This is a genomic window from Plantactinospora sp. CNZ321 (assembly GCF_004217235.1).
The window spans coordinates 7464219-7484186 of sequence record NZ_SHKQ01000001.1 but is presented as its reverse complement, the minus strand read 5'-3'; the positions used below and the strand labels follow the sequence as shown (position 1 = coordinate 7484186).

The following is a 19968-nucleotide window of genomic DNA, read 5'->3' as shown; positions in this document are numbered from 1 at the left end:
CCGGTCTTCAACGCGAACCGATGTCCGGTACGCCCTGAGCATCCTGAATGTCATCGCCGAAATATCGAGTCGACGTACAGCGCGCTCCCAGGAAACGCGGTTACGGTATGCGGTGGTGGCGCGGAGCATCCCGCGCCGGGTTCCCTGCCCAGTTTGACCCGAAAGATGGGCCGTACGGGGTCAGGCGCTCGGTAATGGTCCGTGCTCACCCGGCACCCCGGGCGGAGACGGACCTGTTACCCCAGGGCTCGCAGGCTCGCTCCTCTCGCTCACGGTGTACCGTCGAATGACCGCGGCGCGGTACCAAGCGCCCGGCGTCGGGGCCGGCTCGCAAGGGCCCGGTGTCGGCCCGTCGCTCCGGCGGCGACAGAAGGCAACCAGACGATCAGGACGTCGATCAGGAGGGTCCGGGCGTTAAGGCGCTCGACAACAGCATGGAACGTACGCGTTTCTTCCGCCGCCCGGTGGTCTGGATCATCCTGGTGATCATCGGTGCGATAGCGCTCAGCTCATTCTTCAGTGGCGGCCCGAGCTATCACAAGGTCGAGACCAACGTGGTGCTCGACCAGCTCAACAAGGGCGACATCGAGAAGGCCATCTTCCAGGACAAGGAGCAGACGCTCCAGCTCGACCTGAAGAGCGCGGCCAAGTTCGGTGACACCGAGACGGACAAGATCCAGGCCCAGTTCCCGTACGAGGTGGGCGACGAGGTCTGGAACTCGGTCGCCGCCGCCAAGGCGGCCGGCCGGATCAGCGGTCCGATCGACACCGAGGTCTCCGGGGACAACCTCTTCGTCTCACTGCTGGTCAACCTGCTGCCGATCGTCATCCTGGTGATCCTGCTGCTGCTCTTCATGTCGCAGATGCAGGGCGGCGGCTCCCGGGTGCTCAACTTCGGCAAGTCCAAGGCCAAGATGATCACCAAGGACACCCCGAAGACCACCTTCGCGGACGTCGCGGGCTCGGAGGAGGCCGTCGAGGAGCTGCACGAGATCAAGGATTTCCTGCAGAACCCGGCGAAGTACCAGGCCCTCGGCGCCAAGATCCCCAAAGGTGTGCTCCTCTTCGGCCCGCCCGGTACCGGTAAGACGCTGCTCGCCCGGGCCGTGGCCGGCGAGGCCGGCGTGCCGTTCTACTCGATCTCCGGCTCCGACTTCGTGGAGATGTTCGTCGGCGTCGGCGCCAGCCGGGTCCGCGACCTCTTCGAGCAGGCCAAGGCGAACGCCCCGGCGATCGTCTTCGTCGACGAGATCGACGCGGTCGGCCGGCACCGTGGCGCCGGCATGGGCGGCGGCCACGACGAGCGGGAGCAGACGCTCAACCAGCTCCTGGTCGAGATGGACGGCTTCGACACCAAGGGCGGCGTGATCCTGATCGCCGCGACCAACCGGCCGGACATCCTCGACCCCGCGCTGCTGCGCCCGGGCCGGTTCGACCGGCAGATCGCGGTCGACACCCCGGACATGGAGGGCCGCAAGGCGATCCTGCGGGTGCACGCCAAGGGCAAGCCGTTCTCGCCCGACGTCGACCTCGACGCGGTGGCGCGGCGTACCCCGGGCTTCACCGGTGCCGACCTCGCCAACGTGATCAACGAGTCGGCGCTGCTGACCGCCCGCAGCGACAAGCGGGCGATCTCCAACGACGCGCTGGAGGAGTCGATCGACCGGGTGGTCGCCGGCCCGCAGCGCCGGACCCGGGTGATGAGCGACAAGGAAAAGAAGATCACGGCCTACCACGAGGGCGGGCACGCTCTGGTCGCCTGGGCACTGCCGCACTCCGCCCCGGTGCACAAGGTCACGATCCTCTCCCGGAGCCGCTCCCTCGGGCACACCCTGGTGCTGCCGACCGAGGACAAGTACACCCAGACCCGGGCCGAGATGATCGACACCCTGGCGTACGCACTGGGCGGCCGGGCCGCCGAGGAACTCGTCTTCCACGAGCCGACCACCGGTGCCGCGGACGACATCGTCAAGGCCAGCGCGCTGGCCCGAGCGATGATCACCCAGTACGGGATGAGCAGCAAGCTCGGCGCCATCAAGTACGGCACCAGCGGCGACGAGCCGTTCCTGGGCCGCAACATGGGGCACGAGCGGGACTACTCGGACGCGGTGGCCGCCGAGATCGACGCCGAGATCCGGTCGCTGATCGAGCTGGCCCACGACGAGGCCTGGGAGATCCTGGTGGAATACCGGGACGTCCTGGACAACCTCGTGCTGGAGTTGATCGAGAAGGAGACCCTCTCCACGGCCGACATGGCGCGGATCTGCGCCCGGGTGGTCAAGCGGCCGCCGATGGCGCCGTACAACGGGTTCGGCAAGCGGCAGCCGTCGACCGAGCCGCCGGTGCTCACCCCGGCCGAGAAGGAGAAGCTCAAGGCGCAGGCCGAGGCCGACGGCGTCCAGGCGACCGTCGGGGGCAACACCACCAGCAACACCACCCCCAACTCGGATGGTCCACACTGAGCGCAGCAAGCTACCAGGCCGCCGACATCACTGCCGGCGGCCTGTCCGCGTCCGCCACCGAGCCGGACGGCGACGAGGAGCTGGACTACCTCGCCGCCCGGTTGGTCAACGGCAAGCTCGGCGGCGGGCCGGTCGAGGATGCCGTCGACCTCGCCCGGATCGAGAAGGCGGTCCGGGAGATCCTGATCGCCGTCGGCGAGGACCCGGACCGGGACGGCCTGCGCCAGACGCCGGCCCGGGTGGCCCGGGCCTACGCCGAACTCTTCGCCGGACTGCGGGTCGACCCGGCCCAGGTGCTCAGCACCACCTTCGAGGCCCACCACGAGGAACTCGTAGTGGTCCGGGACATCGACGTGATGAGCCTCTGCGAGCACCATCTGCTGCCGTTCCGGGGTTCGGCGCACATCGGCTACATTCCGGGCGAGAACGGCCGGATCACCGGGCTCTCCAAGCTGGCCCGGCTGGTCGAGGTCTACGCCCGCCGGCCGCAGGTGCAGGAGCGGCTGACCTCGCAGATCGCCGACCTGCTGCTGACCAGGCTGGAGCCGCGCGGCGTGATCGTGGTGCTGGAGTGCGAGCACATGTGCATGGCGATGCGGGGCATCCAGAAGTCCGGCGCCAAGACCATCACCTCGGCGGTACGCGGACTGCTGCAACGGGACGCCAAATCCCGCTCCGAAGCGATGGCGCTGATCCTGAACGCCGGCCGCGCCATCTGAGGCGGCCGTTCGGGGCCATCCGGCCGGCCCCGTCCCCGGTCAGGGCAGTCGCCCCGGTCCGGGGCCACCCGGCCCGCCTGGGCTATCTGATCAGGTAGACGCCGCCGAGGCAGAACGCCGTCAGCAGGCCCAGCAGGCCGGTCACGAGCGCGCCGTAGAGCAGCACCCGGGTCCACGGCAGCGTGCCGGCGCCGGGCAGCCTGGTGGCGGCGTCCGCCGCGTCTGCGGTCGCCCGGGCATCCCGCAGCGCCGCCAGCACCGCCTGGTGACCGTCGGCCATCGCCTGTCCGGCCGCCACGACCTCGGGCTCGGTGGGTACCAGCTCGGCCTCGGAGACGCCCAACGCGCGCAGCCGGGACTGCTGGGGTACCAGCCTGGCCCGGAGCCCGGCCAGCTCCTCCCGGGCGCTGTGCACGCCCCGCTCCTGCTCGGCGGCGGCGGTGGCAGCGGAACGCCGTACCGCGTCCAGCCGCTGAGCGGCGGCCAGGTAGTCCTGCCAGGGGTCTGCGCTCACCGCGTGCCTTCCCCGTCCGGTGTGCCGTAGGGGACGACCAGGCGGGCCAGCTCGGTGCGGCGATCGTAGAGCAGCGCCCGGCCGGGGCGGGGGTGCCACCGTACCGGCCGGCCCAGCAGCCGGGTCACCTCCGGCCCGGGTACGTCGAGGAAGAGCAGCCCGTCGACAGTGGCCGATGGCTGCGTTACGGCAGCCTCGGTGCCGTTCGCCGGCTCCGGATCGGCGGCCGGTCCTGTCCCCGGCCGTTCGGCGTCCGGTGGTTCGGGCTGAGGCGGTTCGGCGACCAGGCTGGCGAACGGTTCCACCGCCCGCCACCAGCCGAGCAGGTGTACGCCCCGCCCCGGTCCGTCGCGCAGCAGTGCCCGGAGCCGGTCGACCAGCGGGTCGCCGACGCGGGCCAGCTCGTCCATCCCGAACGCCACCAGGTAGCCGGGTCCGGGAAGCCCCAGCGCGCCAGCCAGCCCGCCGGCGTCCACCCGGCACACCGGATGCCGCCGGGACAGCTCGGCGGCCAGTGCCTCGGCCACCGGATCCGGGCCCGGGGCCGCGATCACGAACTCGATGCTGCCGGCGGGGTGCTGCCCGGCAAGCCCTCGGGCCGCGCCGGCCACGACCCCGGCGCCGGACCGATCCGGCCCGAGGACCGCGAGATGCCGGCCGGGCGACCGGTCGAGCGGTAACTCCGCCGGGCGCGGTGACACGTCGACCAGCAACCCGACCGGCGCGTTCGCCGGGTGCGGCAGGTCCACCACGCCTGCTGTTCCGCCGGTTCCGGCCGGCTCGTCGTTCTCGGCCGGCTGGCTGTTCTCGGCCGGCTGGCTGTTCTCGGCCGGACCGCTGTTCTCGGCCGGACCGCTGTTCTCGGCCGGCCGACCGGTTCCGGCCGGTCTGCCGGTCTCCGTCGGTTCGCCGGCACCGGGTGTGACCGGATCGGCGGCCGGGACCGGCGGCGGTGGCGGGGTCAGGTAGCCGATGAAGACGGCCGGAGCGGGCGTGCCGGCCGGGCGGTCTGCCCAGAGCCGATGTCGCAGGCCGCTGAGCACGCCCGGGTCGGCGTGCGGATCGGGGAACCGGACCGTCCGTTCGTGCCCCCGGGTCGCGCCGCGCGGACCGCCCAGCCCGCCAGCGGTGTTCACCACCGCCGTACCCAGGGGCAGGCCCGCCGCCGAGTCGTTCGTCGGCTCCAGCACGTCCGTGCCGCCAGGCAGCGCCACCCGGACCGGGAACTGCCCGAGGAACGAGTCCCGCCGGGCGCGCAGCGCGGCCAGGGCCGGCGCCGGTCGGCCGGCCAGGATCAGGTGCACCCCCGCCGACCGGCCCCGTCGGGCCACCGACTCCAGCCGGACCAGTGCCTCGGCACCGATCGCGTCCTCCTCGGCCAGCAGCACCGCGTACTCGTCCAGCACGCAGAGGATCCGGGGGGCGGCACGGCGGTCGGGGTCGGCCCGCTGGGCGGGCACCGGCGCCGCGCCGGCCGGATGGCCCGGCCCCACCGCTGCCGGGGACGGCTCCGCCGCGCCACGACGGTCCAGTTCGGCGTCGAGTTCGCGGAGCACCGCGAGGCCGTACTCCCGGTCGGCCTGCACCCCGACGGCCCGGACGTGCGGCAGCCACGGCCCGCCCGGCCCGGTGCCGCCGGACCCGCCCGCCGGCTCCGGCACGAACTCGGCGAACGCCGTCCCGTCGGCGAAGTCGATCAGATAGAGCACCAACTCGTCGGGGTGGTAGCGGGTGCAGAGCCCGTAGAGGACGTTCACCAGGAACGCGCTCTTGCCGGCGCCGCCCCGGCCGCCGACCAGCCAGTGCGGGGTGCGTTCGTCGAACCCGAGCGGCACGGTCCGGTCGCCGTCGTGCCCGACCGGGGTGCTCAGCCCGGCGGCGGCGGACTCGGCCCAGAATCCGGCCGCCGGCTCCGGCAGCAGGTCGTCGAGGGTACGCCGGTAGTCGGCGTGGAACCGTGCGGCCAGGTCCCGGCAGACCCGGTCCAGCAGCGGGACCGGCGGGCAGTCGTCGAGGAAGACCGGCGCGCCCAGACCGGTGCCCGGCAGGTGCGGTGCCGGAGCGCTGAACGAGGCTCCGGGCGGGTCGCCGACCAGCGCGTACGGGTTGCGCATCGCGATCATGGTGGATCGGGCCAGCGGTGCCTGACTCGTCTCCGCGGACAGTGGCGGAGGCGGCCAGCCGGCGACGATCAGGTGCAGCCCCGCCTCCGGACCCTCCCGGGCCAGTACGCCGATCCGGGCCAGGTCGCTCGGCTCGGACAGCTCCGGCAGCGAGCCGACCACCACCAGCAGGGTGCGGTCGTGCCGGTTGTAGCGGGCGGTGGCCGGCCGGGTGGGGCGTACCCATTGCTCGGCCTCGGCCAGCACGGCCCGCAGGCCGGTGCGGTCGGTGGCCGGCGGCGGCATCAGGCCCGCGTCGGCGAGCGGGGCGAACGGGGCGAAGAGCTGGCCCTCGGCGGTGGCGTCGACGCCCCGCACCAGCAGCGAGCCGGCCGGGGCGGCGGCGAGCAGCCGGAGGAGTACGCAGCGGAGCAGCCCGGCGACCCGGGGATCCCGGCTGTCCGCGTCGACGGTGAGGTGGCCGGTGCCGAGCAGCGGCACCACCACCGGAAACCGGGCGTCGTCCAGTGGTTGGGCGGTGCCGATCCGCACGAAGGCGGGTCGGGCGGGGCCGCCGAGCGGGGCGTCCTCGGACTGGGCGTCCAGCGGTGCGCCGAGCCACCCCGGAGCGAGTTGGCTCGCCGCCGCGCGCAGCCGTTCGGCGAGTTCGTGCTGCTCCCGCTGGTCGGCGGGGATCGGCCGGATCGCCTCCAGGGCGGTGGCCGCGGCGGCGGTGGTGGCGGCGGCCCGGCGGTGCAGTACGGCGGCTGTGCCGGCGGCGGCCCGCCAGCGCAGCGTGGCGGCGTGCCCGGTCGGCCCCCTCCAGGTGTCCACCGCACCAACTCCCTCGTCCTGGTCTGAGACGGTATCCCAGTGCGGCGGCATCTTCGGGGACCTGCCGGGATGGTCGTGGCACAGATAGCCGAGGTAGCGGATAGTTATCAGTTGCTCCCTTTTGGTTATCAAGCTGGAATTCGCGCCCATTGGGTACCCGGGCGCCAGCGGTTAGCCTCAGGGGGTGGAATCAGTGCATCCCCCGGCCGATTCCCAGGTGTCCCGGGTACCCACCCAGCGGACCCCGCCCGGGCAGGCCGCTCCCGAGCCGGTCGCACCGCCACCGGCGCCACGTCGACGGCGGCTGGGCCTGGTGCTGGCGGTCGTCGGCGGCGCGCTTGCGCTGTTCTGCCTGGCCGGCGCCGCACTCGCGTACGTCGCCTACGACCGGTTCACCGCACCCGACCGGAGCGCCCCGGACGTGGTGGTCGACAACTACCTGCGGGCCTACCTGGTCGACGAGAACGACGTACTCGCCGAACAGTTCGAGTGCGCCGACCGGGCTGGGCTAGCCCCGCTGCGGACGCTCCGCGCCGACCTGGCGGCCCGGGAGCGGCAGTTCCAGATCACCTTCACGGTGAAGTGGGGGCCGCTGGACGTACGTGCCCGGGACTCGTCCGCCGAGGTTCTCGTCGAGCTGGTGATTTCGTATCAGGTGAACAACCTGTCCCAGACCGACCATCAGCGGTGGCGGTTCGTCACCGAGCAGGAGGACGGCTGGCGGGTCTGCGAGGCCGGTCCGGTGAGCTGACGTCCGACCCCGCGCCGCCGGTCAGCTCATCGGTCGCGGTCAGCCCTGCCCGGGTGGTGCGGTGCAGGAAGTCGGCGAGTAGTTCGAGTTCTGCCTCGTCGTACCCGGCCAGGATCTGGTCCATAGACGCGTTCATCCCCGAGTAGAGCTGGAAGAGTTCGGCGTTGCGGTCCCGCAGCGCCCGTACGGCGACCGCCCGGCGATCGGTGGAGTCGCGTTCGCGGACGATCCAGCCGCCGCGTTCCAGCCGGTCGATGATCCCGGTCATGGTCGCCGGGTGCAGTCCGGCGCGTCGGGCCAGGGCGCTCGGGCTAAGCGGGCCGTACCGGTTGATCAGGTCCAGGCAGGCGAAGTCGGTGGCCCTGACCTCGACCCGCGCCCCGACCTGGTGGTTGAGCAGGGACAACTGGATGCTCAGCTCGCGCAGCGACTCCTTGAGCCCGGTGATGAGCCGGCGGCGCCGCCGCGCGGCGCCCGCGTCCGGAGCGGCCTGCGGGACCGGGCCGGCGTCCGTCCGGGTGCCTGCCGCCCGTCCGCTGTCGGACCGGTCGCCATCCGTCCGGCCGGTGGACGGTGTTACGGAACTCATATAGTCTCCGCATCGAACTCAAATATTATGAGACTCGTAAGGTATTGCTCTCTGAGTACACGATATCCGGCTGCACCGGAGGTCGCATGTTTACCGCCTACGTGATCGTCGCCCTGTTGACCAGCATCGCCAACACCTTCTCCGGGATCGTCGCGGTCGCCCGGCTGAAGCCGGTCCTGCCCGTGATGGCCGCGGTGGGCGTGCCGGAATCCTGGCTGGTCTTCCCGATCGGCACCCTCAAGCTGGCCGGTGCCGCCGGCCTGCTGGTCGGCCTCGTCGCCGTGCCACTGGTCGGCACGGCCGCCGCGATCGGGCTCGTACTGTACTTCGGCTGCGCCATCTACCTGCACGTCCGTGCCCGCGACTACTCGGCCCAGTTCGGCCTGGCGATCGTCTTCCAGGCGCTGGCGATCGCCACCCTGGCACTGGACCTGGCCGCCCGTTGACCGGCGGCGCCGGTCACTCGATCCAGAGTAGGTGCACCGGCACCTCCAGTGTGGTCGGCGGCCGGCCGCTCCAGGCCCAGCGGTACCAGTCCAGTTCGGCGGTGACCCGTACGCAGATGTCGCCGTCGTCGCTGGTGTAGACCTCGGTGACCGCGCGCAGGTCGCGCCGCTCGACCCCGTCGGCGACCTGGACCACCCGGCGGCCGGCGACCGCGTCCGCCTCGACCACCGGCACCGGGGCCCGGTGCGTCGGCGCGTCCAGCGACACCAGCCGGGAGATCACGTCCGGCCGGGCCGGCCGGGGAATCGGCGGCGTGCCGCCCCCCGACGACGGCGCCTCGCCGAGAATTTCGACCCAGACCCGCTCCACCGGCACCAGTGGGGCGAAGACCTCGGTCTGCTCCGCCTCCGCCCGGTACCACTCGTGCTCGGCCAGCACCGGCACGTAGGTGCGGCTGCCCTGCACCACCCGTTCGTCCGCCCGCAGGTCGGCCCGCCAGCCGAGCCCGGGCAGACCAACCAGCACCCGGCGACCGCGCAGGTCCACCCGGTTCGCGGCGGCGGCGATCACGATCGGTCGGGGCGGCGCCGGAGCCCAGTCGGGCTGGCCGGCGAACGGATCGGGCAGTGGATCGTGGCTCACGGTTCGCTCGACCTACCTGTGGCTGCTCGACGGAACGCCCTCGGCGCCTGACACCGCTATTCTCCAGGCTCCCGGTGGGGCGGCAACACAGTGTGTGACGGTAGCCGAGCCGATCAGTCCAGGCCGTGCTCTCCCGGGGCGGTGTTGAGCACCCAGGCGAGCGGCATTGTGGCTCCCGCCTGGTAGTGCGTGCCGTGGAGCCGGTACATGGTGACGGTCTGACCGGGGTCCTGGTCGATAGTCCAGTACTGCGGGATGCCCGCGCCGGAATACTCGGCCGGCTTGGCGGCGGTGTCCATGGCAGCCGACCCGGGCGAGATGATCTCAACCGCGAGCAGCACATCCGCGACCGGCAGCCACACGGATTCGGCTTGCGGCTTACTCCAGACGACCAGGTCGGGGATGCGGCCGCCGACACCGCCGGTCGCGCCGGGGATGCGCAGACCGACCGCCTGGGCGACGCGGTCCGCCGGGATGCCGGCGGTGAGCAGCCAGCCCATGAGCCGGGTGGCAATGATCGCGTGCGTGTATCCAGCCGGCGGCATGACCGACAGCACTCCCTCAGGGCTGATCTCATACCGGTGGTGCTCATCCGCGGCCATCATCGCGGTGAGGTCGTCAAGCGTGATCACCGTGGGCATGTGTCGACCGACGGCCTCCGCACTCATGCCCGCCATGGTACTGCCGGCCTGAGCCTGTGGGGCCTGGTCGGGGCCGATGGAGTGCGATTCGTCGATGATGCCGGGCAATCATCGTCCTGGCTTCTCGGCGACGAAGACGCCGCGACCCGGGCGGCCGATCAGGATTCCGCGCTGGCGGAGCCGGGCGGTGGCGCGCTGGATGGTTGCGGGCGAGACGCCGTACTGGTCTGCGAGCATCTGGCCGGACGGTAGTTGGGACCCGGGTGGAAATTCCTTCCGCTCGATCCTCGCGAGGAGGTCTTCGAGCAGCTCATCCATGGTCGGCGGGATAGGCACAGGTCGCCCCTTGCGGTTCGGTTGGCCCGTCCAGTATCGATCATGAGTTTGACGTAGGCAACGTATGTGCCACCTTTGAGCAAGGTGATGAGGTGACTAATAAGATCGAGTGAGTATGTTGACTAATATGATGAGGTGCAGTAGCGTCACTGACGTCGGGAATCGACGTCTTTGCGGTCGGTTGGCACCTCTCGCAGGGGCGAGTGCACCCGTGGAAACAACCTGGACAGTTGCCCGGCGGCGTGGACGTTCCCCGCTCGACGGAGGTACGCGTTTCCCTAACCGGTCAACAGTCAGCCAGCACGGCTGCCCCTGTTGCCGTACTGCCGCTCTGGGCTGCGGTGGCCGGGGCGGGGGCGGTCCGGCCGGACCCGAAACGGCCGGGCCACCCCCTCCAGCGCAGGAACAAGGACGGGAACAGGACGGAACACCAGGCGAAAGGATGGACGGACGTGCGACGACTCCTTCGGCGCATCCTGCCGAGATCGAGCGGAGCGGAACGGTTCCCCTCGGTGCTCGGTGAGCGCCGCTCCCGGCCGTACCAGCCGATGCGGCCCTGGCAGGTGCGGGGTCGGCGGTTCCGGACGACCTGGCGTGGTCTGGATCCGGGCGAGGTCGCGGCCTTTCTCGACCGGGTCGCCGACGATCTCGGCAGCGTCTATGCCCAACTCTCCAGCAGCCAGGAGGAGGCGGCCCGGATCAAGGATGCGCTGCGGCGCTGGCAGTCCGCCCAGGCGCCGAGCATGCGCGAGATGGCGCGACGGTGAGCGCTGAACTGCACCGGTACGTCATCCACCTGCCGATCGTCACGACCGACCTGCCCCGGGCCCGTGTCCTGGCCCGGACCGTCGCCCGGGCGCTGACCTTCCTCTGCGTGGACGTGCCGGAGACCACCGTCTCGGAAGAACGGAACCAGGACGTACGCCATCGGGTCTTCTGCACCCGGCGGCTGCCCAACGGCCGCCGCTGCGGGCTGCGGATCGACCACGAGATTCCGTGCACCCCACGAGTACGGCGGCGGTCGATATGACGACGTGCTGGTCGGCGCCGACGGTGCCGGGGCGGCTTCCACCGCGCGAGCCAGGGGCAACAGGCCGGAGGGACATCGGCTACCGTGCTGTGTCCCCTTCCCTGATGTGGGACTTGAACTCGGGACATTCGATCAGCGGGGTGTGGGTGCAGGCGGAGGCGTGCCGAAGGCTGTCGCGCATGCGTGTGAGGCGAGCGACGTCCTGGTCCAGCTCTCGAGCCTTTTCCGCCATCCGCTCGCGCAACTCGGCGTCGCCAGGACTCGCGACGAGGAAACGCGCGATCTGCGCCAAGGTGAACCCGGCAGCTTGCGCACAACCGATGAGCGTGATCCGGTCGATGACGTCGGGGCTGAATGTCCGGCGTAAGCCGTTGCGCCCGCTCGACCGGATCAGCCCGCGCCGTTCGTAGAACCTGAGCGCCGATGCCGTCATCCCGGTCTGCTCGGCGACCTCGGCGATGTCCAGTTCTGCCGTGCGCGGCACGTCGCAGCTCCTCTTCGATTGACCAGGTGGGCGCCCTTGACTTGAACCACGGTACAAGTCAGAGGCTGTGGGAACACATCCCGCTCCAGACTGGGAGATCACCCACCATGCCACTCCACCCCCAGGTCAAGGCACACCTCGATCGGCTTGCTGCCGTCAGGTTCGGCAGCCTGCACACCGTCTCGCCCGCGCAGGCGCGTGCTGGGGCCCGCCGATTGACTGCGGCGTCGGTCGGCGAACCGGAGAAGGTGGCCGAGGTATGCGACCGCGTGGCCGCGACCGAGGCCGGCGAGGTGCCGATGCGCATCTATCGCCCGCTCGGCGTCCCGACGGGCGGCCGAGCGCTTCCCGTCGTGGTCTACTTCCACGGCGGCGGCTACGTGCTGGGCGACCTGGACTCCCATGACGGCCTCGCCCGCGCGCTCTCCAACGGTTCGCGAAGCGTGGTCGTGTCAGTCGACTACCCCCTGGCACCGGAGAACAAGTTCCCCGCTCCGGTCAACGCGGGCTACGCGGCGACCAAGTGGGTCGCCGACAATGCCGGCGAACTAGGAGTAGACCCGGCGCGACTCGCCGTTGCCGGCGACAGCGCCGGCGGCAACCTCGCCGCCGTCGTCACCCTCAAGGCACGTGCCGCCGAACAGCCGCACATCGGATTTCAACTGCTCGTCTACCCAGATCTTGACTTCCGGCGTACGAACCAGTCAATCAGCGAGTTCGCCGGCAAGTACGGCAACATCACCCGGGAGGCCCAGGAGTGGTTCATGAACCACTACCTCACCACTGAGGACGACAAGCTCCACCCGTTCGTGTCCCCGCTTCTGCAGCCCGACCTGAGCGGACTCCCACCCGCCTTCATCATCACCGCGGAGTACGACGCCCTACGCGACGAGGGCGAGGAGTACGGCCAGCGCCTGACCGCCGCAGGCGTACCCGTGACCGTCAAGCGCTACGACGGGATGATCCACGAGTTCCTGCGCCATCCGTTCGACGACGCAAAAATCGCCATCGGCGACGCCACGGCCGCCCTTAGGAACGTCTTCAACCCCAAGGCCACCATCGATGTGTAACTGACTGGTCAGCCACTCCGGGCCGGTCCGCCTGGTCGCATCACAGGACCCACGTCAACTGCGGCATCATCGCTCATTTCCGGTGAGCGGTGCGCCGCGGTCCCGCATGAACGGCACCGGGTCGATGGCGCCGTGCCGGCTCCGGTCCCCGCGCAGGTGCACCTCGAAGTGCAGGTGCGGCCCCGACGAGTTGCCGCTCGATCCGACCCGCCCGATCACCTGCCCGGCCTCCACCATGTCGTTCTTGGAGACCATCGGCCTTTCGACCATGTGGCAGTACCGGGTGATCACGTTGCCCGCGTGCAGGATGTCGACGAACCAGCCGCAGCCGCCCTTGCCGGGGAAGCCGTCCACGTCACAGCTCAACCGGCCGCGTCGGTCCGGGTCGCAGCGGGCGACCAGTACCCGGCCGGTCGCCGCCGCCCGGATCTCGGTGGTGTACCTGGCGGCGCCGATGTCGACGCCGTTGTGCGCCGGCCGGGCGGCGGTACGGAACCCGGAGCCGACCCCACCGGGAATCGGTGCGGTCCAGCCCGAGGCGGCGATCTCCGCCCCGTCGGCGCAGCCGAGCCCGAGGTCGGTACCGGCGGCCCGGGCGGCCCCACCGGTCAACGCGTTCACGATCTCGGTCGCCAGCGGCTCGTGCTTCGCGTACGCGTTCGGGAAGGCGCTGATCTGCACCGCCTGGGCGGCCCGGGTCAGCGTCCGCTTCTGCCAGTCCCGGATGGTCTTCAACTTCTGGTAGAACTTCCGGGCCGCGTACTCCGGGTCCAGGATCTGCTCCGGGGTGCCCCAGCCGGTGCTGGGCCGCTGCTGGAAGAGCCCGAGCGAGTCGTGGTCGTTGCGGTCGCCGAGGTGCCCCAGGTTGTTCAGGCCGGACTCCTGCATGGCGGTGGCGACCGCGATCACCCAGGCCCGGGGCGGCAGTTCCAGCTCCCGGCCGACCTTGATGATGATCGCCGCGTGCCGCATCTGGCTCGCCTTGTAGGGCCCGACCAGCGGCAGATCCCCGTCGGTCTTGACCGGGTCGGTGTTGCCGCAGCCGAAGGTGGCCGCCGCCATGTTCTCCTCCTCCGAGGCGAACATGGTCACCAGGAACGCGCCGGTGCCCCCGACGCAGCAGAGCAGCGCGAGTACCCCGGTCAGCGCCATCGCCAGCGCGACCCGACGTACCGGCCGCCGGGCCGGACCGCGGTCGGTCATCCCCACACCTGCCTCCCCGCGCCCGCTCAGCGCCGCTGCCAGTCCACCGTGTCGACCCGCCAGCGCCCCTGGTGGGCGACCAGGCCGAGCCGGAGTTCGCCGGAGTCCACCGGTACGACCACCTCGACGAGGCTGTCGTTCAGAGGTACGACGAGCAGGTCGCCGGTGATCCGGTCGGCCGGCACGGTGACCGGGTCGACCCCGGTCAGCTGCTCGGCCAGGGTCTCGGTGGCGAGCGGCCGGAGCCCCTCGTGCCACTCGGCGGCGGCCACGTCCCGGTGGTCGAGCCAGGCGGTGGCGAAGGACCGGGCCACCGCCGCCGGCTCGGGTGCGCCGGGACTGGTCCGCGGCGACGGCTCCGTCGTCACCGTCAGTCCGTCGTCGCCCGCCTCCGGGTCGGTGACGTTGATCGGGCCGGGAGCGCCGCCGATGAGGGTGGGCCGGTCGTTGCCGGGTCCGGCCACCAGCCGGGCCGCGCCGACGATCCCGACGACCACCACGGCGATCGCGACGGCGATCCCGAGCCGGGACCGGAGGAGCCGGGTGAAGAGGAACTCGAGGGCCCGCCGCATCGGGTCACCTCGCCTCGGAGCGGATCCGGGGCGCCCGGGCGGGCGCCGGATCGGGTGCCGGCGCGGAATCGGGCCGGTAGATCACGTAGGAGGGGTTCTCCACCGGCACGTCCGGCTCGGTCCACTCCGCCGGCCGACGCCGGGACGACCGGCCGGGGCGCGAGCCGCTGCCGGGGGCGTCGGCCGGGGAGGTGTCGGCCGGGCCGGTGTCCAGGTCGGTACTGCTCTCCGCGCGGCTGGCGGCGCCGGCCTGCACCGGGTCCTCGTGCCGGGTCTCCGGGCGTATGTTGGTCTGCTGGATCACCAGGCTGCGGTTCTTGACCCGGATGTCGGTGCGGTGGTCCGGGTCGTCGAGCTGCGACGCGGCCCGGACGTCCCGGAAGAACCGGCGGTGCCAGGAGCCGGCCGAGGCGATCACCTCGGTGCTGTCCTTGCCGCCGAGCTGGGTGATCCGGCGGTACGGCCGCAGCAGCAGCCAGCCCACCACCCCGCAGAGCCAGACCAGCACCACCTGGAGCCAGCCGGGAATGGTCGGGGTGCTCATCACCAGGTCGACGGCGAAGAGATAGATCGCCGCGCCGGTGCCGAAGATGGCGATGTTGAACACGGCGGCCACCACGGCGTTGCCGAGCCGGCGCAGCCCGGCGCTGGCCGGGCGGAGCAGTCCGACCGTGCCGAGCACCGGTGCGGCGATCACCGCCCACCGGAAGAGCAGGAAGCCGAGGAGCACCAGCAGGGACGCGGTCAGGTCGAACATCGCGAAGAGGATCGCGGCCAGGATGGCGATCAGCCCGGCGCCGATCCGGTCCGAGTCCCGGGCGCCGCGCAGGTACTCGTACGCCTCCGGGTCCTCCTTCTGGATCTGCGCGGCGACCTTCATCCACTGTTCCTGCTTGGCCGAGACGGTGGTCTGCCGGGTCTCCGGGTTGGCGGCGATCTTCGCCGTCTCCTCCCAGGTGAACGCCTTGGCGTCGTAGAGCGCCCGGCCGTACTTGCGGGCCGTCTCGCTGTCCGAGGAGCCGAGCGCGCCGCGCAGCCAGTTGCGGTAGAGCATCGACTCGGTCGCGGTGTCGGCGGCCCGCAGCGCCGGTGGCCGGTTGTCCTTGCAGCCGGCCGGGTTGAGCGAGCCGCAGCGGTCGGCCGGGATGCTCTTGTCCCGGGGGCCGACCGCCTCGTGCACCACGGTCAGGGTGGTGACCAGAGTGCCGTCGGCGACGTTGGCGGACCGGACCGGCCAGGCGGCGATCGCGGTCACCGCGACCATCACCAGCACCGCCCAGCCGGCGGTGGTCATCGCGTTGCTCATGTCCGACTGCCGGGAGCGCCAGAGCAGGTAGATGCCGACGACGCAGAGGGTGATGATGCCGAAGACGCTGAACACCCGCTCGTAGACGGCCTTGGTGGCCTGCTCCACCAGCGGGTCGGCCCAGTCCCACATGGTGCTCGGGTCCCAGGCCCGCTCGCGCAGCGCGTTCGAGGCACCGATGATCGCGGCGGCGATCCTGATCTCGCCGTCCGCGATCTTGTTGAAGACCTTGCTGCCCGGGTCGATCACGTCCGAGGCGCAACCGCCCGAGTCGTCGTACGTCTCGTAGCTGTAGCCCGCGTTGCCGTACTCGGTGTACATGCCCTTCACGCCCGGCTTGCCGCTCGCCTCCGGGCGGGTGGCGAACCAGCCGCCGAGCCCCTGGTCGGGCGCGCTCGGGGTGGGCGCCTTCACGCAGTCCCGGATGTTCTGGCCGACGTTGGCGAGCCGGTCGACGCAGTCCCGGAAGTCCGCCTCCCACTCGGCGGTGGTGCAGAGCGCGACCTTGGCCTGGCTCGGCACCGGCGTTGCGGCGGCCGGAGCGGCGGCGGCCGGCGTGGCGCTGCCGAGCACCGGCCAGCTCAGGGTGGCGGTCGCCAGCACCCCGATCGCGAGCAGCAGGGCGGCGAGGCGGGCTCCGAGCCTCATGGTCAAGCCTCCAGGTCCGCGACGGGGGAGGGCAGGTTGGCCTGGGCGGCCTTCGCCGTGACCGGGGTGGTGTCCAGGTGGTCGAGCAGGCCGGGCACGTACGAGACGTCGACGCGTACCTTCTGCACCCGGCCGTCGACGTCACGCATCACGAACTCCCGGAAGCCGAGCCGGTCCGCGGACGACGTGTCCACACTGGAGAGCGAGGCCAGGGTCGCCTCGTAGCCGTCGTCGACCGGGACCCGGAGCAGCCGCAGCGCCTCGGAGGCGATCTCGACGTCCTCGGCGATCCGGCCGACGAAGACGGTGGAGACCAGGTTCTGCACGTCCAGCCCGAGGATGTCCTTCGGGTTCTGCGAGGAAACCAGGGCGGCGAGGTTCCACTTGCGGGAGTCCCGGGCCAGCCGGACCAGGAACGACCGGCCGGAGCGCCAGCCCTCCATGAAGTGCGCCTCGTCCAGGCCGACCAGTTTGCGCGACGACATCGCGCCGCCGTAGCAGCGACGTACCGCCAGCCGGTGCGCGGTGTGCAGCATCGGCAGCGCCAGCGCCTCCTCGGCCGACCAGTACTCCCGCTCGATCTTCAGGTCCGGCAGCCGCAGCCCGGCCATGGTGATCACGGTCAGCGTGGCGTCGGCCCCGAGCAGCCCTTCCGGTGGCCGGCCGAAGAAGAGCAGCGCCAGCGGCATCTCGGCGGTGTCCAGCAGCAGGTTGGCCAGCTCCCGGCCCTCGTCCTCCAGCCCGGCCAGGCAGGCGACCACGTCGTCCAGGGTGGAGGTCTCCTCGGCCGGCACCTGCCGGACCGCGTGCCGGAACAGCGTGGCGGTGGAGGCCTCCCGGGCCACCTGCGGTGGCACCAGCATCATGCAGATGTCCTGCACCAGCATCCGGCGCTCGGCCCGGGCGTTGGAGACCGCGATCTGGAACTCCCGGTCACCCGCCGCGCCGGTGGGGAACTCGCTGCGCAGCGGGGTCGGGATCAGCGCGTACGGCGCCAGGGTGCCGTGCTCGGAGCCGGTCAGGTTCAGCACCCGCGAATACGGCCGAAGCTCCGGCATCGCGCAGAGCCGGGCCAGCGGGCCGGACGGGTCGAGCAGGGTCACCTGCACCCCTCGCCGGGCGGCCAGGTAGCCGAGCGCGCCGAGCAGGGTCGACTTGCCACCGCCCGGCTCGGCGACGAAGACGGCGAGGCCGGAACGCTCGCGCACCTCCATCGGGAAGTGCAGGTCGAGGAAGACCGGCCGGCGGCAGGTGCCGGCGGTACGCCCGATCAGGTCGCCGCGCCGGTCGCCGACGGTGGAGGCGGCCTGCGGCAGCGCGGCGGCCAGCAGCGGAACCGGCATCCGGCGCAGGTAGCCGGTGTTGGCGATCGGTTCGCCGGGAATGAACTCCCGGGCCAGCCAGTCCTGGTTTTTCGGATGCTGGAGCGAGATCCGCAGCTCTCGCGAGTAGAGCTGGATCAGCCGGCGGGCCCGCTCCAGGCACTCCTCCCTGGTCCGTCCCCCGACCGCGATCCGGTGCCAGCCGTGCGCCCGGGCCGAGTCCACCGGCAGCCCGGTGGTCATCTCGTCGCCGATCACCAGCGCCCGCTTGGCGAGCCGCTCCAGCTCGGGCGGGGCGTCGATGCCGTGCTCGGCGTAGTCGAGCTGCTGGGAGCGGATCATCCGCAGCCGGTGTTCGAGGTTGCGGAACGAGTCGGCGGAGCCGAGGATGTCGACCCGGGTGGAGAGCTCCATCGGCCAGGGCAGCCGCTCGTGGAAGTGCAGCCACGGCTCGTGCCGCTCCGGGATCTCCAGCGGTTCCATCCGGCCCACCGCGAGTACGGCGACGTGCCGCTCCTCCCCGGTCATCCGGTTGACCAGCTTCACCGTCGACCCGTACGGGCTGCGGTAGCGCTCCACCTGCTCGGTCAGGGCGAGCAGGTCGCCGCGCTCCCACCGGCCGTTGGTGACCGGCGAGAGCTGGCCGGGCGGGGCCATGCAGAGCGCCACGGAGCGGTACATCAGCCACTCCAGCTCGTCGGCGGTGACCTGCCGCCCGCGCATCCCGAAGGCGCCGAGCACCTCGTCGAACTGCTCGACCGTCCGGCCCAGCTTGCGGCGTTCCCCGTCGGAGGTGCCCCGGCCGAAGGCCCGGAGGATCCGCTCGGCCAGCGAGTTGCCGAGCGACCGTCGGGCGAAGGTGACGCCGAGGTAGGTCTGCCCCTCGGCGTGGTTGACCGATAGCAGGTGCCGCTGGGCGGCGACCAGGTGGTCCGACCAGCTCGGGGCGCCGGACACGGTGGCCAGCGGCTGCGGGGTGTGCTGGTCGATCGTCCGGGCCCACTCGTCGGCCGGGAACGGCCGGGTGGTCCGGCGCAGGTGCAGCCGGAAGCCGGCGAGGCCGGCGTACTGCTCGGAGATGGCCGCGAGCAGCGCCTCCCGCTCGGCGTCCGGCCGGAACGCCCAGCGCACCTCCGGCAGCCAGTACCAGGCGGTGACGGTGTTCGGGGTGAAGGTCAGGTGACCGGCGATCTCGGTGATGGCCAGCTCGACGGCGGGATCCCGGTCACCGAAGCGGAGCTTCGGTGCGCGTACCCGCTGGGGTTTGGTCAGCGGCTGCGGCCCGGCCGGCTTCGACGCGCTCCGCCGCTGCTTCGGTGCGACCGGCGCTCGGTCCCGGTCCCCGTCCCGGGCGGGATTGCGGCGGTCGTGTGTGGGACGGTCGGCGGTCCGGCGGTCCGGTCGTTCGGCGGGCTCGCGGACGATCGGCAGCGCGCCCGAGTGTTCGCCACCGCGCTGCTGCGGCGCCGGGCCCGGACGCCCGGGGTACGCCTCGGGCGGGGTGCCGGCCAGGGCCGCGGTCCGGTCGGCCGCCGGGGTGCGGTGCGCCGCTGGTTCGGTCGGCCGCCCGGCACCGGTGACCGGGTCGGGGTCGGGGCGGCCCGGTTCCGCCTGCCGGCGGGGGACGTCTGCCACCTGCCGGTGGGCGGCCTCCTCCACCTGCCGGTGGGCGGCCTCGGCCAGGGCGTCGGTGGGTTCGTCCTGCCCGGGGCGGGTGGCCGGCGGCGCGACCCGGGCGGTGGGCTGGCCGGGCACCGCCTCCCGCTGGCCGGTGCCGCCCGCCGGGGGCTCGTCCGGTTCCCAGGTCGGCAGGCCGACGGCGGCGTCCCGATCCTCGCCCCAGCGCCCGCGCGGTTGCGGGGTGGGACGCTGCGCGGGGCGGGGTGCCGGCGCGGCCGGCGGGGACGGTTGGACCGGCCCGCCGAAGAGGTCGAGGAAGGGGGAGTCGATGTCCGGGTGCTCGACCGGGGCGCGCGGCGGGGCCGGTGCCGCGCTCGCGGATCGGGCCGGTGCCGCGCTCGCGGATCGGGCCGGTGCCGCGCTCGCGGGCCGGGCCGGGCGGTTCCGGGCCGGTGGCTGCGGCGCCTGGAAGACCGCGACCGCGCCGTGGCCGGTGTTGCTGAGCAGCGCCGCGTCGTACTCGTTCTCCTCGACCAGCTCGGACGGCGGGTAGCCGGAGGACTGCGTACCGTTACCGGGGTTGTCGGCCGGGTGAGCTGCCGGGTGCGACGAGCCCGGCCGGGAGGGGCGGGTCATGCCGCCGCCTCGCCCGGCCCGGCGAACTCCGTGGTCCTGA

General features: G+C 72.1%; 18 protein-coding genes. 7 read left to right on the top strand and 11 right to left on the bottom strand.

All coding sequences use genetic code 11. From position 1 onward, the window contains the following. The first annotated feature begins 434 nt into the window (after positions 1-434). On the top strand, positions 435-2462 hold the full coding sequence (ftsH, locus tag EV371_RS32570; RefSeq protein ID WP_130465431.1) for an ATP-dependent zinc metalloprotease FtsH: 2028 nt from the start codon (positions 435-437) through the stop codon (positions 2460-2462). A 41-nt stretch (positions 2463-2503) separates the two neighbouring features. Beyond that, positions 2504-3181 (top strand): GTP cyclohydrolase I FolE, encoded by a 678-nt coding sequence (folE, locus tag EV371_RS32565; RefSeq protein WP_130465430.1) that lies wholly within the window; start codon positions 2504-2506, stop codon positions 3179-3181. 82 nt (positions 3182-3263) lie between these two features. Here folE and EV371_RS32560 read toward each other — a convergent pair whose 3' ends face one another. Both EV371_RS32560 and EV371_RS32555 read right to left on the bottom strand, forming a co-directional pair. Then, entirely contained in the window at positions 3264-3695 is a 432-nt protein-coding gene (locus EV371_RS32560; protein WP_130465429.1) for a hypothetical protein, read from the bottom strand. Then, positions 3692-6631: an FtsK/SpoIIIE domain-containing protein gene (locus tag EV371_RS32555; protein WP_486484886.1), complete on the bottom strand. Its 2940-nt coding sequence runs from the start codon at positions 6629-6631 to the stop codon at positions 3692-3694. Before EV371_RS32555 ends, EV371_RS32560 begins: the two co-directional genes overlap by 4 nt. 193 nt (positions 6632-6824) lie before the next feature. Between EV371_RS32555 and EV371_RS32550 the strand changes: the two genes are divergently transcribed. Continuing rightward, complete coding sequence (locus EV371_RS32550; protein WP_130466382.1) at positions 6825-7382, top strand: hypothetical protein; 558 nt, start codon at positions 6825-6827, stop codon at positions 7380-7382. On the opposite strand, the gene EV371_RS32545 is transcribed toward EV371_RS32550, so the two are convergent. Then, positions 7330-7971 carry a MarR family transcriptional regulator gene (locus EV371_RS32545; RefSeq protein ID WP_130465427.1) on the bottom strand — a complete coding sequence of 214 codons (642 nt, stop codon included), beginning with the start codon at positions 7969-7971 and terminating at the stop codon, positions 7330-7332. The genes EV371_RS32550 and EV371_RS32545 overlap by 53 nt on opposite strands. A gap of 86 nt (positions 7972-8057) precedes the next feature. Between EV371_RS32545 and EV371_RS32540 the strand changes: the two genes are divergently transcribed. After that, positions 8058-8417, top strand: coding sequence for a DoxX family protein (locus tag EV371_RS32540; protein ID WP_130465426.1), 360 nt, complete (start codon positions 8058-8060; stop codon positions 8415-8417). Between the two features lie 13 nt (positions 8418-8430). Here the strand turns inward: EV371_RS32540 and EV371_RS32535 are convergent, their stop codons facing one another. From EV371_RS32535 to EV371_RS32525, 3 genes are all read right to left on the bottom strand, one after another. After that, positions 8431-9060 (bottom strand): hypothetical protein, encoded by a 630-nt coding sequence (locus EV371_RS32535; protein ID WP_130465425.1) that lies wholly within the window; start codon positions 9058-9060, stop codon positions 8431-8433. Positions 9061-9173: 113 nt separating this feature from the next. Next, on the bottom strand, positions 9174-9809 hold the full coding sequence (locus EV371_RS32530; RefSeq protein ID WP_486484885.1) for a Uma2 family endonuclease: 636 nt from the start codon (positions 9807-9809) through the stop codon (positions 9174-9176). Then, the gene (locus EV371_RS32525) at positions 9810-10037 is read right to left on the bottom strand and encodes a winged helix-turn-helix domain-containing protein (RefSeq protein ID WP_207230670.1); all 228 of its coding nucleotides are present in this window, start codon (positions 10035-10037) and stop codon (positions 9810-9812) included. It abuts the gene before it with no gap. 452 nt (positions 10038-10489) lie between these two features. Here EV371_RS32525 and EV371_RS32520 point away from each other — a divergent pair, with 452 nt between their 5' ends. After that, the gene (locus tag EV371_RS32520; protein WP_486484884.1) at positions 10490-10804 is read left to right on the top strand and encodes a DivIVA domain-containing protein; all 315 of its coding nucleotides are present in this window, start codon (positions 10490-10492) and stop codon (positions 10802-10804) included. After that, positions 10801-11067, top strand: coding sequence for a hypothetical protein (locus EV371_RS32515; RefSeq protein ID WP_349340452.1), 267 nt, complete (start codon positions 10801-10803; stop codon positions 11065-11067). Before EV371_RS32520 ends, EV371_RS32515 begins: the two co-directional genes overlap by 4 nt. A gap of 79 nt (positions 11068-11146) precedes the next feature. Here EV371_RS32515 and EV371_RS32510 read toward each other — a convergent pair whose 3' ends face one another. Beyond that, on the bottom strand, positions 11147-11551 hold the full coding sequence (locus EV371_RS32510) for a MerR family transcriptional regulator (RefSeq protein ID WP_207230669.1): 405 nt from the start codon (positions 11549-11551) through the stop codon (positions 11147-11149). A gap of 107 nt (positions 11552-11658) precedes the next feature. Here EV371_RS32510 and EV371_RS32505 point away from each other — a divergent pair, with 107 nt between their 5' ends. Beyond that, positions 11659-12621 carry an alpha/beta hydrolase gene (locus tag EV371_RS32505; RefSeq protein ID WP_165436891.1) on the top strand — a complete coding sequence of 321 codons (963 nt, stop codon included), beginning with the start codon at positions 11659-11661 and terminating at the stop codon, positions 12619-12621. Positions 12622-12687: 66 nt separating this feature from the next. Here the strand turns inward: EV371_RS32505 and EV371_RS32500 are convergent, their stop codons facing one another. Genes EV371_RS32500 through EV371_RS32485 form a run of 4 tightly spaced genes read right to left on the bottom strand, consistent with a single transcriptional unit; the run spans position 12688 to position 19928 of the window. Next, entirely contained in the window at positions 12688-13824 is a 1137-nt protein-coding gene (locus tag EV371_RS32500; RefSeq protein ID WP_130465422.1) for a M23 family metallopeptidase, read from the bottom strand. Between the two features lie 26 nt (positions 13825-13850). Continuing rightward, positions 13851-14396 carry a hypothetical protein gene (locus EV371_RS32495; protein WP_130465421.1) on the bottom strand — a complete coding sequence of 182 codons (546 nt, stop codon included), beginning with the start codon at positions 14394-14396 and terminating at the stop codon, positions 13851-13853. Positions 14397-14400: 4 nt separating this feature from the next. Beyond that, the gene (locus EV371_RS32490) at positions 14401-16350 is read right to left on the bottom strand and encodes an MFS transporter (protein ID WP_130465420.1); all 1950 of its coding nucleotides are present in this window, start codon (positions 16348-16350) and stop codon (positions 14401-14403) included. Between the two features lie 2 nt (positions 16351-16352). After that, a complete protein-coding gene (locus tag EV371_RS32485) occupies positions 16353-19928 on the bottom strand; it encodes an ATP-binding protein (RefSeq protein ID WP_130465419.1) in 3576 nt (1191 codons plus the stop codon). Between the last annotated feature and the right edge of the window lie 40 nt (positions 19929-19968).

What these genes read in the sequence shown, in the direction of transcription:
- EV371_RS32490 (WP_130465420.1), bottom strand. Translation starts at nt 16,350, where the DNA reads ATGAGGCTCGGAGCCCGCCTCGCCGCCCTGCTGCTCGCGATCGGGGTG.
- ftsH (WP_130465431.1), top strand. Translation starts at nt 435, where the DNA reads ATGGAACGTACGCGTTTCTTCCGCCGCCCGGTGGTCTGGATCATCCTG.
- EV371_RS32540 (WP_130465426.1), top strand. Translation starts at nt 8,058, where the DNA reads ATGTTTACCGCCTACGTGATCGTCGCCCTGTTGACCAGCATCGCCAAC.
- EV371_RS32500 (WP_130465422.1), bottom strand. Translation starts at nt 13,824, where the DNA reads ATGACCGACCGCGGTCCGGCCCGGCGGCCGGTACGTCGGGTCGCGCTG.
- EV371_RS32505 (WP_165436891.1), top strand. Translation starts at nt 11,659, where the DNA reads ATGCCACTCCACCCCCAGGTCAAGGCACACCTCGATCGGCTTGCTGCC.
- EV371_RS32495 (WP_130465421.1), bottom strand. Translation starts at nt 14,396, where the DNA reads ATGCGGCGGGCCCTCGAGTTCCTCTTCACCCGGCTCCTCCGGTCCCGG.
- EV371_RS32545 (WP_130465427.1), bottom strand. Translation starts at nt 7,971, where the DNA reads ATGAGTTCCGTAACACCGTCCACCGGCCGGACGGATGGCGACCGGTCC.
- EV371_RS32485 (WP_130465419.1), bottom strand. Translation starts at nt 19,928, where the DNA reads ATGACCCGCCCCTCCCGGCCGGGCTCGTCGCACCCGGCAGCTCACCCG.